The sequence below is a fragment of the Anaerostipes hominis (ex Lee et al. 2021) genome, from assembly GCF_002270485.1.
GTDB lineage: Bacteria > Bacillota > Clostridia > Lachnospirales > Lachnospiraceae > Anaerostipes > Anaerostipes hominis.
The window spans coordinates 1-15,296 of sequence record NZ_NQOG01000018.1 but is presented as its reverse complement, the minus strand read 5'-3'; the positions used below and the strand labels follow the sequence as shown (position 1 = coordinate 15,296).

At 40.2% G+C, this 15,296-nt stretch carries 16 protein-coding genes and 3 pseudogenes; 6 read left to right on the top strand and 13 right to left on the bottom strand.

All coding sequences use genetic code 11. From position 1 onward, the window contains the following. Positions 1-10: 10 nt before the first annotated feature. The 5 genes from abc-f to CI597_RS13620 form a co-directional block, all read right to left on the bottom strand. Positions 11-1,492 (bottom strand): ribosomal protection-like ABC-F family protein, encoded by a 1,482-nt coding sequence (abc-f, locus tag CI597_RS13640; RefSeq protein ID WP_024729393.1) that lies wholly within the window; start codon positions 1,490-1,492, stop codon positions 11-13. Positions 1,493-1,781: 289 nt separating this feature from the next. Further along, positions 1,782-2,315: a VanZ family protein gene (locus tag CI597_RS13635; RefSeq protein ID WP_024729392.1), complete on the bottom strand. Its 534-nt coding sequence runs from the start codon at positions 2,313-2,315 to the stop codon at positions 1,782-1,784. Positions 2,316-2,453: 138 nt separating this feature from the next. Further along, entirely contained in the window at positions 2,454-3,125 is a 672-nt protein-coding gene (locus CI597_RS13630; RefSeq protein WP_207727577.1) for an MgtC/SapB family protein, read from the bottom strand. Positions 3,126-3,158: 33 nt separating this feature from the next. Further along, the gene (locus CI597_RS13625) at positions 3,159-3,719 is read right to left on the bottom strand and encodes a sugar O-acetyltransferase (protein WP_024729390.1); all 561 of its coding nucleotides are present in this window, start codon (positions 3,717-3,719) and stop codon (positions 3,159-3,161) included. Positions 3,720-3,743: 24 nt separating this feature from the next. After that, on the bottom strand, positions 3,744-5,657 hold the full coding sequence (locus CI597_RS13620) for an endonuclease MutS2 (RefSeq protein ID WP_024729389.1): 1,914 nt from the start codon (positions 5,655-5,657) through the stop codon (positions 3,744-3,746). A gap of 481 nt (positions 5,658-6,138) precedes the next feature. Here CI597_RS13620 and CI597_RS13615 point away from each other — a divergent pair, with 481 nt between their 5' ends. Both CI597_RS13615 and CI597_RS13610 read left to right on the top strand, forming a co-directional pair. After that, complete coding sequence (locus tag CI597_RS13615; RefSeq protein ID WP_024729388.1) at positions 6,139-7,056, top strand: helix-turn-helix transcriptional regulator; 918 nt, start codon at positions 6,139-6,141, stop codon at positions 7,054-7,056. Beyond that, a complete protein-coding gene (locus CI597_RS13610) occupies positions 7,053-7,646 on the top strand; it encodes a uracil-DNA glycosylase family protein (RefSeq protein WP_024729387.1) in 594 nt (197 codons plus the stop codon). The genes CI597_RS13615 and CI597_RS13610 overlap by 4 nt, the downstream gene beginning before the upstream one ends. 461 nt (positions 7,647-8,107) lie before the next feature. On the opposite strand, the pseudogene CI597_RS13605 reads toward CI597_RS13610, so the two are convergent. After that, positions 8,108-8,661 (bottom strand): annotated as a pseudogene (locus CI597_RS13605) (SatD family protein). Between the two features lie 84 nt (positions 8,662-8,745). On the opposite strand from CI597_RS13605, the gene CI597_RS17810 reads away from it, so the two are divergent. Then, a complete protein-coding gene (locus CI597_RS17810; RefSeq protein WP_143266089.1) occupies positions 8,746-9,003 on the top strand; it encodes a hypothetical protein in 258 nt (85 codons plus the stop codon). 4 nt (positions 9,004-9,007) lie between these two features. Here CI597_RS17810 and CI597_RS13600 read toward each other — a convergent pair whose 3' ends face one another. From CI597_RS13600 to CI597_RS13590, 3 genes are all read right to left on the bottom strand, one after another. Continuing rightward, positions 9,008-9,271 (bottom strand): TIGR04076 family protein, encoded by a 264-nt coding sequence (locus CI597_RS13600; protein ID WP_081723931.1) that lies wholly within the window; start codon positions 9,269-9,271, stop codon positions 9,008-9,010. 4 nt (positions 9,272-9,275) lie between these two features. Further along, positions 9,276-9,584, bottom strand: a complete 309-nt coding sequence (locus CI597_RS13595) for an antibiotic biosynthesis monooxygenase (RefSeq protein WP_024729386.1) — start codon at positions 9,582-9,584, stop codon at positions 9,276-9,278. A gap of 70 nt (positions 9,585-9,654) precedes the next feature. Then, entirely contained in the window at positions 9,655-10,470 is an 816-nt protein-coding gene (locus CI597_RS13590; RefSeq protein WP_235824641.1) for a helix-turn-helix domain-containing protein, read from the bottom strand. Positions 10,471-10,628: 158 nt separating this feature from the next. On the opposite strand from CI597_RS13590, the gene CI597_RS13585 reads away from it, so the two are divergent. Next, positions 10,629-10,928 carry a helix-turn-helix domain-containing protein gene (locus tag CI597_RS13585; RefSeq protein ID WP_095142969.1) on the top strand — a complete coding sequence of 100 codons (300 nt, stop codon included), beginning with the start codon at positions 10,629-10,631 and terminating at the stop codon, positions 10,926-10,928. Between the two features lie 374 nt (positions 10,929-11,302). Here the strand turns inward: CI597_RS13585 and CI597_RS13580 are convergent, their stop codons facing one another. The 4 genes and pseudogenes from CI597_RS13580 to CI597_RS13565 all read right to left on the bottom strand — a co-directional run bounded on the left by CI597_RS13580 (position 11,303) and on the right by CI597_RS13565 (position 14,253). After that, a complete protein-coding gene (locus tag CI597_RS13580) occupies positions 11,303-11,506 on the bottom strand; it encodes a helix-turn-helix domain-containing protein (protein ID WP_024729383.1) in 204 nt (67 codons plus the stop codon). Continuing rightward, positions 11,478-11,875 (bottom strand): annotated as a pseudogene (locus tag CI597_RS13575) (RNA polymerase sigma factor). Before CI597_RS13575 ends, CI597_RS13580 begins: the two are co-directional and overlap by 29 nt. Before the next feature lie 464 nt (positions 11,876-12,339). Further along, a complete protein-coding gene (locus tag CI597_RS13570) occupies positions 12,340-13,386 on the bottom strand; it encodes an acyl-CoA--6-aminopenicillanic acid acyl-transferase (protein WP_024729382.1) in 1,047 nt (348 codons plus the stop codon). Positions 13,387-13,398: 12 nt separating this feature from the next. Next, on the bottom strand, positions 13,399-14,253 hold the full coding sequence (locus CI597_RS13565; RefSeq protein ID WP_095142968.1) for an AraC family transcriptional regulator: 855 nt from the start codon (positions 14,251-14,253) through the stop codon (positions 13,399-13,401). A gap of 383 nt (positions 14,254-14,636) precedes the next feature. Here CI597_RS13565 and CI597_RS13560 point away from each other — a divergent pair, with 383 nt between their 5' ends. Further along, a complete protein-coding gene (locus CI597_RS13560) occupies positions 14,637-14,837 on the top strand; it encodes a hypothetical protein (RefSeq protein WP_051405269.1) in 201 nt (66 codons plus the stop codon). Between the two features lie 62 nt (positions 14,838-14,899). Beyond that, positions 14,900-15,169 (top strand): annotated as a pseudogene (locus CI597_RS13555) (recombinase family protein); the annotation flags it as partial. Between the last annotated feature and the right edge of the window lie 127 nt (positions 15,170-15,296).

Genomic DNA, 15,296 nt, shown 5'->3' with positions numbered 1-15,296 from the left:
GAGCACTGTTTTATTGCATTAAAATTTCTTTTGTTTTAATCTGATTGCAGAATGCCAGGTCATGCTCCACAAATAAAAGGGTTATTCCGCTGTTTTTCAGCAATTCCTCAATCTGTATCCTGGAAAACACATCAATATAGTTCAAGGGTTCATCCCACAAATACAGATGTGCCTGCTCACACAGACTTCCTGCGATCAGCACCTTCTTTTTCTGTCCCTCGCTGAATTCCTCTATTTTTTTCTCAAACTGAATCCTGGAAAAATCCAGCTTTCTCAAGATGGTCTTAAACAGACTCTCATCAATACCGCAGTTATATGCATACTCTCTGAGATCCCCCTTCAATCCGTCCGTGTTCTGGGGCACATAAGATATTCTCAGACCATTGGCTTTATAAAGATAACCTTCGTGATCCACCGCCTTTCCAAGCAAAAGTTTCAGCACACTGGATTTTCCGCAGCCATTTTTCCCAACCAGGGCAATCCTGTCCCCTTTCTCAATGTCAAAGGACAGATTTTCGGTTACAATTTTGCTTCCATAGGAAATTGACACATCCTCCAATACTGCCAGCCGTTTCGCATGGTGTTCCAGAGGAGATATTTTTAAGGCTTCCGAAGTCTCGATATTCTTTAACAGCTTTGATTTCTCTTTGACTGCATCTTCCTTTCTTGTCTCTGCCGCCTTTGACCGCTTCATCATTTTTGCCGCCTTATGGCCGATGAATCCCCTGTCCGGACGAAGGCCGGAGTTTCTGGTGCCCCTTTTTGTCTTTTCCACCTGATCTGACCATCCCTCAGTCCTTCTCTGAGATTTTAAAAGCCTTCCGATCTCCTTTTTCAGTTTCTCATTTTCCGAGAGTTCATACTGGTCTCTGAGAAGCTTATTTTCATACCAGGAAGAAAAATTTCCCTTCTGCACCTCGATCTCCGTTCTGTTCACAGATAAAACGTGATCCGTACACTCATCCAGAAACGCCCGGTCATGGGATACAAGAATAAATCCTTTCTTGGAGTTTAAATACGCTCCTACCTTTCTTCTGGCCTCGGCATCCAGGTGATTGGTAGGCTCATCGATCAGCAGAAAATTGTTTTCTTTGCCAAACAAAACAGCCAGCAGCACTTTCGTCTGCTCTCCGTTTGATAACGTTTGGAATGGACGGTACAGGACTTCATCCGGAACACCCAGCTGTGACATCTCTTTCATGACCTTCCAAAGTTCATATTGCGGGTCCACAGACTCCAGCACATCCACTGTGAGCGCCGTCGGGTCCTTTACCGGATACGGAAAATAATCAAATTTTACACTCGCCGCAATAGAGCCCCTATACTCATACTCTCCCATCAATAATTTTAAAAATGTGGTTTTCCCCCTTCCATTTCTTCCCGTAAATCCAAGCTTCCAGTCCGTATCAATTTGAAATGAGACATGCTCAAAGATATAATCAAAACTGGTATCATATGAAAACGTTAAATCTGAAATTTGAATCATAGACATAAATGTACCTCCTGACCGTGATAAGATCTTTAACAAAACAAAAAACCCGCAGGAAAGACTCTCCCCGCAGGTTCGCATACAAAAATATCACTCACGCCAAGCGTACACTAATATCAATCTATATAGAAGCAGTTCGGATGATCTTTCTTGCAGAGCGCATAAAACCAGAAGGAAACCTCCTTCTCATCTTATGCCGTTTTAATTTTAGCAAGAAATAATCATCATCCTTCCACACCTCATTTCTTTTTCTTATTTAGAGTATAAAATATCTTTTATATCTTGTAAAGCCTTAATTAAAGGCAATAAGCAAGCCTGTAAGAACTGCGGTGATCATTCCGACCACGGCCGCAATACAGGCAATCACAGTCTTTGCCTTCTCTTCCTTTCCCATGCAGACAAAAAGCAGAACTTTATAGCATATAACTCCCAAAATTCCTCCGGCACAGTTTAAAATAATATCGTCAATATCTGTGGCTCCGATGGCTGCTGCATACTGAAAAGCTTCAAAGAACAAACTGATGCCAAAGACTGCCAGCAGACTTTTGACCGCTTTTCTTCTTTTTATAAAGAACATCAGATAAATTCCCAGCGGGACAAATAAAATGATATTCCCATAAATATTCAGGTCACCGATTCCTGAAGAACCAATGATTTGCCGAAACGGAACTAAATTTAAAGATCTTGAAAAGTATCTTCCATGCTGAAATAGCTGCCACGGCTGTACATATTTAAACAGAATATTTTCCAGCAGAAATGCCAGATAAAAAATAAAGACGCCGTTAAATATTCCATCCCGAAGCTTCCTGTTCCTATGGTTTCTCATAAAACCACCCCCTTTTCTTTCTATTAGGGTATCATACAATATAGAAAAAAAAGCTTCAAATTTCTTATAAATTTCTGACAATCAGCAGATAAATACTCCTGTAAAATGACTTTTTATCCCTTTCCGGCCCTTTCTCCTTCAAATATCAATAGATTCAATATTTTCATTTTCAAGCAGCCGCTGGATCGCATCGTACATATCAAAGCTGTCCGTCAGTTTCACATCCAGTCTGACCTTGATGCTCTCATTCCCTATCTTCTGAACTGAGATGTTCAGGATCTCTATGGATTCCTCCCTGATCGTTTCCTGGATCATCTTCACGGCATCAGGACCGTTGGGCAGCTTCAGGGTAATTACTTCCACCGTAGGCGTCCTGATCCATTTGAAATCCCTGTGCAGGACCCACTGTACGATGATCAGAAGGATCGTGCTGAAAATCCCGATCAAATACTGCCCGCCTCCTACGGACATACCGACTCCTACAGTAGCCCAGATGCCCGCTGCTGTGGTCAGTCCGCTGACACTCTGATTATGCACAAAGATAATTCCTGCACCCAGAAAACCGATGGCGGTTACGACACCTGCCGCAATCCTTGACGGATCCAGTCCTACGTTGTGGACAGCGAGAATGTCACTGAATCCATACTTGGAGATGATCATCATCAGTGCGGCGGCCAATGATACGATTACATGAGTCCTGATACCTGCTGTTTTCAGCCTGTTGGTCCGCTCATAACCAATACAGGCTCCGCAGACTGCTGCAAGAAGGATCCTTGCACTGTATTCCAGCTGTAATATAAGGCCTGTCATATGCACCACATTTCCCGCCGCTTCTCCTTTCTGTTATTCAGACAGCATCCGAATAATTTTGCATGGATTTCCGGCCGCCAGCACCCCGGCGGGCAGATCCTTGGTCACAACACTTCCGGCAGCAATAACCGTGCCGTCACCGACAGACACCCCGGGAAGCACTGTCACATTTCCTCCGATCCAGACATTGCTGCCTATATGGATCGGATAAGCGTATTCAAGCCCCTCATTTCTCTGTTTAATATCAAAGGGGTGTCCCGCTGTATAAAAGGAACAATTAGGCGCAACGAAGACATCGTGTCCAAATGTAACTTTGGCTCCGTCTAAAATAGTACAGTTATAGTTCAGAAAACACCTCTCACCAACTTCAATATTATAGCCGTAGTCACAAAAAAACGGCTGCTCCACTGTGAATTCTCCCTCTGTTTTTCCCAGAATCCTCTTCATGAGTTCTGTCCTTTTTTCCAATTCCTTCGGCATTAGCCGGTTATATTCTGCACACAGCTCCTGACAATCAAGTCTCTCTTCCTTTAAATCAGTATCATAGTTTGCATTATAAAGCATTCCCAAAGCCGCTTTTTCCTTCTCTGTCATTCTCAATTCCTCCTGTTCTTTTCTCTATTCGTCTGTCTTTATGACCAGGCCCTCCCGAAAGCCTTTCCCCATTTTATGTCTTGCCTTTCTGTTTTCTACTGTATCAAAAATAATGGAAAAATCATAGTCCTCGGGATATAGTTCTGTTGCTGCTACTTTTAGTTTCAGGCGTTTATGGCTGCAGAACTTCTTTTCTTTCTTAATCTGTACCAACACCTGACCGTTTTCATCGGCAGGCTTCACTACAATCCCGATCTCTCCTTCCGGCAGGACTGTCACACTGTCCCCGGTAACAAATTTTCTTATTTTAGTTTCCTTTTTCTTCTCTGTCTTTTGAATGGACGGGGCTTTTTCCCTCCGCAGTCTCTCCTGTGTATCTGTTAGCTGCAAACTGTCTATGACAGCCTCGCTTTTATCTCCGTACGCCTCTCTGGCTGCAGCACTGAGCATTTTCCCCGGGAAACCAAGCCGCTTTGCAATGTAGAGGGCGCAGCTCTCTCCCGCCTCGCCTACCTTCAGCCGGTACAAGGGCTTCAGAGTTTCCCTGTCAAACTCCATTCTTGCATTCACCACTTCCGGATACCGGTCAGCGTATTCTTTTACTTCCGGATAATGAGTAGTCACCAGGAATAATGCCCCGCTGTTCCTCAATTCTTCAAGGATCGCCACAGCAATTCCCATCCCTTCCGCCGGGTCGGTCCCAGAACCGAGTTCATCCAATATTACAAGACTGTCTTTCTGACTTCTTTTTAATATTTCCAGAACATTCTTGATGTGGGCTGAAAAGGTAGACAGGTTATCAGAAATATTCTGTCCGTCCCCAATATCACAGAGGATTTCATTTTGCATGCAGATCTCTGCACGCTCACAGGGAACATGAAGCCCGGAGCATGCCATCGCGCTCATTAAGGCGACAGTCTTAATTGCAACCGTTTTTCCTCCTGTATTTGGTCCTGTTATGATGACTCCACGGTTTTCTCTGCCTATTTCAAAGTCTAATGGCACGCAGGTATCTCCTGACAGCATTGGATGCCTGGCTTTCTTCAGCCTGATATAATGCTCTGTATTGATTTCAGGTTCAACTGCATCCATGTGAAGACTCAGGCGTCCCTTGGCAAATATAAAGTCAAGCTTTTCGATCACGCGAATATCTTCTTTCAAAGCTTCCTCGTTCTGGGCTGCCAGGCTCGTCAGGCTGTAAAGGATTCTTCTTTCTTCCGAATCCTCCTCAATCTGATAAAGTTCCAGTTCCTCTCTGAGCCCTGCAACCGAAGCAGGCTCCACAAATATAGTGGCACCGGTGGAAGACTGGTCAACTGCGCTTCCCAAAACCATATTTCTGCATTTTTTACGTACAGGAATACAATACCTTCCGTTTCTCTTCACAACAAATGCATCGCTTATATAAGCTTTATTTGCCTTCAGTGCTTTTTCAGCTTTCTCTCCGATTTTCTCACTGAGCAAAACAATCTGCTTTCGGATGTCTTTCAGGTACGGTGATGCATAGTCATCTACTCTTCCATTCCTGATACATCGCCTGATCTCTTCTTTCAAGTCATCCAGGGATTCTAAATTCTGATTATAAAAGGCCAGGCTGATTTTTTCATCCTCCCCTTTTCCAAGGTAGATCTTCAGCCGTCCGACAGAATTTAAAAACATACACAATTCTTCCAGTTCTTCCGGCAGGAGCAATGCCCCCGCAGCTGCTTTTTTAATATATTCATCCATATGGTCCATGGCCGGAAGAGGTGGTGTTCCATACGCCTCCACCATTCCTTTGGCCTGGGATGTGTCATTTATATACTTCCTCAGTTTCAGTTCAGACAGTAAAGGCCGCATCCGGCCGATCCGTTCCTTTGCACCCGCAGAAAATGCATAGTCTTTGAGCTGCTCTAATATCTGATAATAACCTAATGTCTTTAATGATTCATTTTTCATAATAGATTCCTTTCTCAGTCAAGACAGAATTATGCCTATAATATCAAAATTACATTTTCTTGAAATAAAATAAAGATCACAGATACATTGCCCGGAAACCGGTACATTCCCTGTGATCTTCTGACGAAAGAAGTCTAAATTAAAATAATAAAAAAACACAGCATTACAGCTATGTTCCAACATCTCTTTCCATCTATATAAAGCGTATGAAACGGGTTCGTAAGGCAAAATATCAGATCAGACTGCAGTTATAGGCAGGCTGACAAAAGACAGACCGGCATATCCATACCTGTCCTTCCTGATCAATATTTTATTTTTCTGCAATGCTCATTCCAGAAACCCGTAACACCAAGACACCTCATTTCATTTCTCATTTTTATTTATTATAGTCTCTGACATTGATATTGTCAACATCCATTTTTATCCTGACACACGTTGTCAGGGTTTTTCTGATATAATAGGGGACAAGGAGGTGAAACGATTGCACGAAAGCCGCTTATTCAAAATTATTTACTATCTGTTGGAAAAAGGACAGGCAACTGCACCTGAACTGGCCTCAAAGTTTGAAGTATCTGTGAGAACCATTTACCGCGATATTGATGTAATGAGCAGTGCAGGAATCCCAGTATATGCCGCTGCCGGAAGGGACGGCGGTATTAAACTGTATGATGATTTTATAATCAGCAAAGCCTTGCTGTCTGAGTCTGATATTCAGGATATCTTAATCGGTCTGCAAAGCTTATCCGCTGCCCGGTATTCCGATCATGAAAGTACATTAGAAAAATTACGTGCTCTTTTTAAGCAGACAAATACAGACTGGATTGAAATTGATTTTTCTCGCTGGGGAGCCTGCGTTCAAAAAGAAAGCGAAATATTTTCTCTGCTGAAAACCTCTGTTTTAAAAAGACAGGAAATTATATTTTGTTATTATAACTCCAAAGGAGATATCAGTGAAAGGCGGTGCCGTCCGATAAAATTATTGTATAAAGACAGGTCGTGGTATTTGTTTGGATTTTGCTGCAAAAGAAAAGATTACAGATTATTCCGTATCTCAAGAATGAGAAAGCTAGAGCTCACAGAAATTATGTTTGATGAAATTTCTGATGACAGTTCAAGAATTTTGCCGCTGCCTGAGGATATGGAAGTATTATGCGAAATAGAACTTCGCTTTCCACTGAACATGGGGCATAGAGTTTTAGATATTTTCAGTGAAGAGGCGATAATACAAAACGATAAACAGATTGTTGTAAAGGCGTCGCTGCCCCGGAACGAATGGCTGTACGAAATGTTATTATCTTTCGGAGAGAATGTTGAAATTGTACACCCGATAAGCTTAAAAGAAGAAATCATAGAGCGGTGTGAAAAAGCTCTAAACCATCACAAAGGAGCGGGATTATGAATATAAAAAAAAGTTTGCAAACCATAGATGCTTCGGGCAGTAATTTTTATTTCAATGACGTTGATGTTGTCCCGGAGAATATCAAAGCTGTACTTATTAATGAAGTCGTTCCCCAAGATCCTGATAACGATTTTTATGGAAAACAGGAGGGAGAATATCTTTCTGCCGCTATTTCTCTTTTCCACAACGCAGGGATAGCAGTGAAAACAGCAAAAGAGCTGCTGGACTTGGGGATCTATATTACAAATGCAGTAAAGAAACCAAAATCTCACACTTCCGTTGAAAGAAGCATGATCGAAGAAAGCCTGCCCTTTCTTGAGAAGGAGCTGTCCTTATTTCCTAATGTCCAGGTAGTCATGCTGATGGGGGATGTGGCAAAAAAAGCAATGAACATGATCGCTAAAAAAACAACGAAAAGGAATGCAATTCCTGCTGTTTCAACATACAAACTGCGCCACAGCGAAATTTACTATAAAAATATACGACTGATGCCCTCCTATATTATGACAGGGACAAACATCCTAATTGAAAAGTCGAAGTTTCAGATGGCTTCTGAAGATATTTCTAACATGATTTATATGATCAATTAAGGTATTGTGTTTCATCTTCATCAAAAATGAATTCTTTACAAACTTTCAAATTAGTGGTATATTTTAAGCCGAAAAAGGAACAACCGTTCAAAGCGGTTTGACCTAATAATAAAGGCAGAAAATCCACCCTATTACTTGCCAAAGTTCTCAAGGGTGGTTTTTCTATGCATAGCTAATGACTGATCAAATGTATGAAGGTCAAACCACCCTGTAACACGGTTGTTCCATAACCAAATTTTATCATACTATATCATAGGTAAACAAAAATACCTTTTGCTTATATCAAAGTCGCAACAACAATTGAACATATTGCACTCAACAAAGTACCCAGCAAGTAGTATTCTGCAAATATCTGATCTTTAGATATTTTATCATAACGAGCAATGGATTTTGCTGTAAGAACTAATCCTACAGCTGAATACTGATCTACCGAAATTAAAATTGTCATAATAATTCTTTCATTATCTTATATATTCTCCTAACACTTCACTCGTACTTCTGACTGCTTTATCATATACGTAATAATTTCCTTTCGATAACATCTTATTAACAGATGGCTGTGTAACTCCATTGCGTATAGCAATATTTTTCTGTGTATCTTTATTTTCAATCATATCACAAATAATAACTCTTTGTTTTTCTGTCCAATCTTGTTCAATAACCTTTATTAATTCAAAAATTGTATTTATCAGCATCACTTCTTTTTTATTTTCGGCTTCAATATATATATCTGAAATCACTTTCTTATTTTTCTTTTCGTTTTCTTTTAACAGATTTATTGCATTTCTGGCATAATAATATGCCGGTCCATCTGCTCCCAATGCCATATCCGTATTTATCTCTGTCGTTATATACCAATACCAAACCGAATTTCTACAGGATACAGTCTCATTTTTATTTCCTGAACAATATTTACAAGATTTTTTCCGTGTGATAAAAGCCCTTGAAATTCATCTCTTAAAGTAATTCTTGATCCTAATTTTCTCGACTCCCTAATATCACCAATTACCGCCACAAACTAATAAGTTTCTATATATCAGATAACAGAAGAAGGAGTAATGAAATATAAACAGTATTATAATGATGTGTGTAATCATCTATGAAGCCGGAATATTCCGTGGCGGTGGGCGGGCTTTTTCTGATAAAAATGTTGTCGGATTATGTCGATACAAAAGCATCATGGCGATACCCCCTTGATACCGCCGTATCCTTAAACAAGGGCGACTTTAACACACCCTCCATATTCCTATTTTTGAAAAAGAAAACGGCGGCTTTGATTGTTATGTCAAAACCGCCGTTAGGCTCGCTTTATTTTGTTTGGGCGTTCCGTTGTATTCCGTTTCAAATTTTCACTTAAATAACTAGTCCTCAATCAGAGTAACTTTGAAAACAACATACCCATTATCAGGACAAGCCAAATTTCCTTTTGACTTTGGGTTTTCTTCAAAATTAAAGGTAGCTCCATTGTGTAGGGCGACTTGAATAGGAAACAAAGCCATGTAAGCACCTCCACAAAATGGAGTACAGGGAGTATTCATACCCTCACATTGAAATACGTCCCCTACCTTATATCCACATGAACAATGCCCTGTTACCTTTTCAATTTGATATTCAAACTTTTTCACTTTTTTATCCCCATTTTTTCATTTGTGGTAATATGCTCATTTTGACACTTGCAGCGTCAAGTGCTTTTACAAAAGGGGCTGCTCCCTCATCTTGAAACATTTTATCAGAAGCAGCCTTGAGTTCTTCCATTGAAGCCCAATGCTGTATCATAGTCCATTCCCTGTTTTCTTCGTTGTAGAGAAGCTCCGTGTCAATAAAACCCTGTTGCTTTGAATGATAGTCCTTTTCAAGCGAGTCCACAATGCTGATGAAGCTGTCTTTTGTTACCTCCTGTGAAGCTTTCATTGTTACGATTTCCGTTGTAATAGACATAAAAAATACCTCCTGTTTTTTTCATAGTCTACATGAAATAAAACAAGAGATATAGTAGAAAATCGACTGGTCATAGGTATTTGTATTTAACATTCTCTTTTACAGTAGCTTTCTCTGTCTGAAAGGTGCGTGGTGCTGTTCCCGAAAATCGTGTAAACTCTTTTATAAAATATGATTGGTCAGTAAAATTATTATCGTAAGTAATATCGGTTAAACTAATATGTTGATGTACTAATTGATTACATGTATTCTGGAAACGTTTTATACGACGCAAAATTTTCGGAGTATAGCCCGTATAATTTAAAAACATTCTCTCAAAAGTTTTTATGTTTATTGACCGTTCATAACAAAAGGATTTGATAGATATATCATCGCTAATTGTTATAAAATCTGATATTAGCTGTGCTTTATCCACAAAATCTTGCTTTATAGATAACTCCTGAATCAAAGTATTTTCGATTTCAGCTATTATTTTTTCAGTAGTATCATTACTGACTGCTTTTTTTAACTTTTCTCCTAAACTGTATGAAAGCCCATTTAGATCAACCACTTTGTTTTGAACTTCCTTAAGTGATTTATGCACAAAGGGATATAGCCCATGAGGATAAAATGATATACCAAAAATACTAATGGTTTTTTCTTGATGGATAAAACTGTACTTGCTACGTAGTCCATTGATATGAAAAGGGGGTGCTATTATTTTATTACATTCTGTTTCATATACCACATCATCAGCCAAATTCAATATAACATCAATACAATCCGTTGGAAGAAGTTTATAGTGTATGTCTGCATTCGCGGCTTCAATGTGCCAAAAAAATTTCACCCACGGAATAAGACATTCATTTTTAATTGCATAACGGGTAATATTTAAAATGTTAATCACCTCTAATCGAAACTTTCTATGTATCATTATAAATGTTTGACCTCAAAATATCAACATATTACCTGCAAATACCATGTTCTATTCTAATCAGCACTATGATATGTGTAATCATATTCAAAAAGGAAAGGTGAACGGTAAAATGTAGTAGGGTGAAAAATATGAAGCAGGACAAAGTGAAGTATGATTTTAAGGCTTTCGGGCAAGCCATAAAAGAAGCACGAAAGGCAAAGGGTATCTCGCGCAACCAGTTAACGGACAGACTGAACATTGCGCCGCGCTATATCGCGTCCATTGAGAACAGCGGACAGCACCCAAGCCTACAAATCTTTTATGAGCTTGTCACCTTTTTAGATGTGTCGGTGGACCAGTTCTTTTTCCCAAATGAGGAAACGGAAAAATCTACCGGGCGGCGGCAGCTCGACAGTCTGCTTGCCGATGGGGGGGGTGTCACGCGGTAGGACGGTGTTTTTGTGGGGTTAATTTCCCTTGCCCGGTCAAAACCGCGCCCGCAAAGCCCCATGATACAAGGGTTAATAGTGATAAGGAAGTATTATAACAACTTATCCATAACGCTGACAGACAGGGTGCAAACAAAAGCAGAGAATATATCACTTTCTTTAGTGGTCGGTTCTCTGCTTTTTTGTTACGCCATAGAAAGCCGTTTTTGAGGGCAGACATATAAAACCTTTGCCCCGTCATTTTAACACTCGCAAATCCGCATAAATCAAGGACAAAATAACTCCTATTGCGTAACAACCCCCATAATAAATTGAGGGCGAAAGCAGTTTACTGATTTCGTCCTCTTGACAGCTTTTCCTGTCTTTGCTACTTCCTAACGGTCGAAGCGAAATTTCAATATAGCTTCAACCAGTTTTGCCTTTAGCCTGTCCTGCGTGTCGTCATTGATATGTCCCTTATACATAGACAGATACTTGATGTATCCTGTGTAATACCGTAATACTGCGTCTACTGCTTCCGGTTCTCCGGCAACCGCTTTTTCGATTATTTCAAAAGGTATCAGTTTTTTGTTTCTCATGTTCCAGTTTCTCCCATTCTTTTCGTAACTGTTTAAGCGCAATATTTCGCCTGCTGTTTATCGTGCTTCTGCAACGCCCGTACAGTCTGCCGATTGCTTCATCACGATAGCCGACAAAGTAATAAAGCAACAGGACTTCACGCCGTAATTTCGGTAATCTTGACAATGCCGTCGCTAACTGTTCATTATCAACGATAATTTCTTTCCCAAACACAAGAAATGCGGTCGGCTTGTCCAGCTTTTCAAAGTAACTATCCATAGCAGACGGTTCAAAAAATCTTTCCGACATCAGATAGTTAAGGGATATTTCCTTTGCTTCTTTCCGCTTCAAATCCCGCCAGCGTTAATTGCTTCATGGCACAGGACAATTTTACAGAATCCGCTAAAAGCATATTAGATATGCTCTATAAATTGTTCAGAGTATTTCATATTACCTACCTTTCTCCCTATATAAAAGGACAAAAAAATCCCATGCAGGATAAATTGCATGGGTATCTGATACAACATAGAGTTATGATAACATATTAAATGAATTGACAGTTCATATTCATAAGCAAAATACTCCCCGGCGGTGGACGAGATTTTTTTAACAGCTTAAAGATTGTGGGATTCTGTATATATAGTGCATGTTTCATAGTGGTTACCTCTATCCGCCGCTATCATTGTAAGAAATAGCACAGCCCTATTGGAGATATAAAGAAATGGCGGTTTTGATTTCTCAAATACTGCCACAAAAGAATGGAAGCGCACTAATACTCCTGCTGACAACGGCTTTTTTTCTTTTGCCATTTATGGCAATACCATTGTGTGGCAGGTATGTGAAAACAGATTTTTTATTTTTCTGATACAATATCATGCAGTCTGCTATCGGCAATAAATTTTTTCTTTCTTGGGTCACCCTCTGCCCGGAAAATAACCAGACTTCTTAAATCAAATATGGAACTCCAGACCGTTTCAAAATCCGGCTCATTGTCATACTGACACATAAATCCATATTCCCCTTTTAAAAGCAGTTTGGTTGTTTCAATGACATCATCCGTAATGCAATGCGAAAAGCTGTCCATAACTACTCCATAACGTTTTGCAGAATCATAATCATTTCCATTCGCATCATCATATTGTTTCATTTCATCAGAGGTAAAACTGTTTACTGTGCAAACAATTTTGCCATTTTTAAACATCTCTGGTTTTCTGATTCTTTTAGCAGTAGGAGTACACTCAACAACTACCATATTGCCGCTTCTATCTGCAAGCAGGATATTACAGTTTGAAGCAATCGGTAATGGCATAAGCAAAGAAATTGCCGCTTCCGTGCTGTCCGCTTTTTCAAGTAAATACCGAACAACAAAACACGAGTTAAATCCCGCCTGTATTTTTTCAAGCCCAGTCATAACAAACGTCATGGCAACAGCTAACCCATGCTCGTTCAGCCCCTCTTCTCCATTGACAAACGAAGATGTGGTAATGTTAAAGCGGTTTCCGTCTGCCGGAGCATAGATTTCGCTCTTGCTCCCGTCGCGCAGATATGGCGGCAAATCATTATTTCGCCCATATATGATTCTGCCATTTTTTGAAAAAGCAAATGCTGTGCATCCACGGATTTCAACAGGTATGTTTTCTTCTAAATTATACATACAGCACCCCATACACAGCATCCATGAAGCAAATGGTAAATAATCTATTCCCATCGTATCGCTGATTCCCAGTATTTCTTCGCATACTTCAGGGAAAAACTCTTTTAGAATTTTTTCACTTGCTTTTCCATGTTCTATCTGAAACTTGTCAAGGTGAAGTGGGAAAGCCATTTTTGCTTTTTGAAAAATCAATCCTCTTTTTACTCCCATTTGGTAATGTTCGCCCTTTAACCTTAAATGATACATTTCTCTCTCCTTCTACTTCTTTATTGCAATCCATACTTCCGAATGACCGCAGACTGGCGCTTCTGCAACAATCGGATATACTTCAATATCGGGAAGCCCTGCATATTCATATCCCGAAAACGGAAGCCATTCAGAGTAAAAACGCCGGAATACGCTCTGCACATTTTCTTTAAAACGTCCGGTGTTTTCAAAAACAACCCATGTTGCTGCCGGGATTTCAAATTCTGCCATTCCATAAGGAACAGCGGTATCCGTTGAAACCGCGATATAGTAAAAAATATTGTCCGGGTCTTGATATGCTGTAACGCCTAAAATACCCTTTGGTTCATTTTGGTGAAAACTGCATAATTGTTTAAAATGCTCTGTGTATAATGTCTGTTTCCAGAATCCGGGAATATTCTGCATATTGACTTCTACATCATCAACTAAAGGCATCCGAACCCCAATCATACGCATAGGACATTTTTCCTCAATGTGGTATGGCATAGCATCTCCTCCTGTAACTGCTACAGAGAACCTTATGGGTGGGTATGAATTTAGGGTAATTCCATTATTCTTAGCCGCAGCCGGTGCAATTCCATGAACGTTTTGAAATGCCCGGTTAAACGATGTCGGGGAATTGTACCCATATTTTAGCGCAATATCTATTACCTTTCTGTCTGTCCTCTGCAATTCAAAAGCCGCCTGTGACATCCTGCGCTTACGGATATATTCTGCCAATGAGATACCCGCAACATAGGAAAACATACGTTGAAAGTAATAGGTTGAGCAACACGCGATACTGGCGGCGGTGTCTACAGAAATTTCTTTATCAAGATTTTCCTCTATATACTCTATAGCATTGCTTAAATTTTTCAACCACTCCATTTTTAACCTCCTCGTGAAAATCATACCCGAAGATAAGATTTTTTTCCTCGCTTTTTCTGTCCTCTTTTGTAAACTCTACCGCATTAAAAATTTTCTTTCAACTCATAAAAATTTTGTTTTCATTTGGCATTTTCCAAACTTTCCCGTAGTAGGGCATAAGGAAAACTTTTTGAAAAATTTCTCTCAAAACTCCGTCATTTTCGCTCTGTGCGGTGTTGTAGGTAGTGAGAGGATTTTCAAGAGGGTTTGGGATTCTTCCCAACAAGCAGAATCTGTCCGCAAGACGCAGGCGAAAACGGGCAGATTTACGGAAAAGGGTACCCTTTTCCTATGCTTGCTCCGAAACTTCTCACTTTAATAAATACGGAAGGGAAGGGAAAAGAATGGAATGGGATATTGAAATCAAGGACAGTGAATTTGTACCGCAGAACAGGAAACCGACAGAGGAAACCGTCTGCTACAAAATCGGCGGCACATACTATGAAGTGTCTACCTCCTGCGGCGGCTCGGAACGGCTACGGGATAAGATGATACGGCTCATAAAATCGGAAACCGTCAAAACGCCCAATGACAAACAGGGATAGGCGATGTATAATAAGTACAGCACTACTGTTTGTCGGGCGTTCATTACAGGAGGAATGAACACATGACAGCAAATACAAATAAGCCCGGACAGACAACAGCATTATACGCCCGTCTTTCGCAGGAAGATACGTTAGAGGGCGACAGCAACAGCATTGTGAACCAGAAAGCAGTCCTTTCCAAATATGCGGCGGACAACGGCTTTTCCAATCCCGTTTTCTTCATTGACGATGGAGTATCGGGAGTGACGTTTGACAGACCAAATTTTAACCGTATGATTGCGGAAATTGAAGCCGGAAACGTGGCAACGGTCATTGTCAAGGATATGTCAAGATGGTGTGGTATAAAAAAAGTTGACAGTTTATTCTCAAGGATTTCATAATAAAACCAAGAGAATAAGGAGGTATTCAAAGTGGCACGTAAATATGACCATGAATACAAAGTACAGGCAGTAAAACTTG

Coding starts and splice junctions, on each gene's coding strand:
- abc-f (WP_024729393.1), bottom strand. CDS start 1,492: ATGTCTATGATTCAAATTTCAGATTTAACGTTTTCATATGATACCAGT.
- CI597_RS13635 (WP_024729392.1), bottom strand. CDS start 2,315: ATGAGAAACCATAGGAACAGGAAGCTTCGGGATGGAATATTTAACGGC.
- CI597_RS13630 (WP_207727577.1), bottom strand. CDS start 3,125: ATGACAGGCCTTATATTACAGCTGGAATACAGTGCAAGGATCCTTCTT.
- CI597_RS13625 (WP_024729390.1), bottom strand. CDS start 3,719: ATGACAGAGAAGGAAAAAGCGGCTTTGGGAATGCTTTATAATGCAAAC.
- CI597_RS13620 (WP_024729389.1), bottom strand. CDS start 5,657: ATGAAAAATGAATCATTAAAGACATTAGGTTATTATCAGATATTAGAG.
- CI597_RS13610 (WP_024729387.1), top strand. CDS start 7,053: ATGAATATAAAAAAAAGTTTGCAAACCATAGATGCTTCGGGCAGTAAT.
- CI597_RS17810 (WP_143266089.1), top strand. CDS start 8,746: ATGAAGCCGGAATATTCCGTGGCGGTGGGCGGGCTTTTTCTGATAAAA.
- CI597_RS13595 (WP_024729386.1), bottom strand. CDS start 9,584: ATGTCTATTACAACGGAAATCGTAACAATGAAAGCTTCACAGGAGGTA.
- CI597_RS13585 (WP_095142969.1), top strand. CDS start 10,629: ATGAAGCAGGACAAAGTGAAGTATGATTTTAAGGCTTTCGGGCAAGCC.
- CI597_RS13580 (WP_024729383.1), bottom strand. CDS start 11,506: ATGAGAAACAAAAAACTGATACCTTTTGAAATAATCGAAAAAGCGGTT.
- CI597_RS13570 (WP_024729382.1), bottom strand. CDS start 13,386: ATGTATCATTTAAGGTTAAAGGGCGAACATTACCAAATGGGAGTAAAA.
- CI597_RS13565 (WP_095142968.1), bottom strand. CDS start 14,253: ATGGAGTGGTTGAAAAATTTAAGCAATGCTATAGAGTATATAGAGGAA.
- CI597_RS13560 (WP_051405269.1), top strand. CDS start 14,637: ATGGAATGGGATATTGAAATCAAGGACAGTGAATTTGTACCGCAGAAC.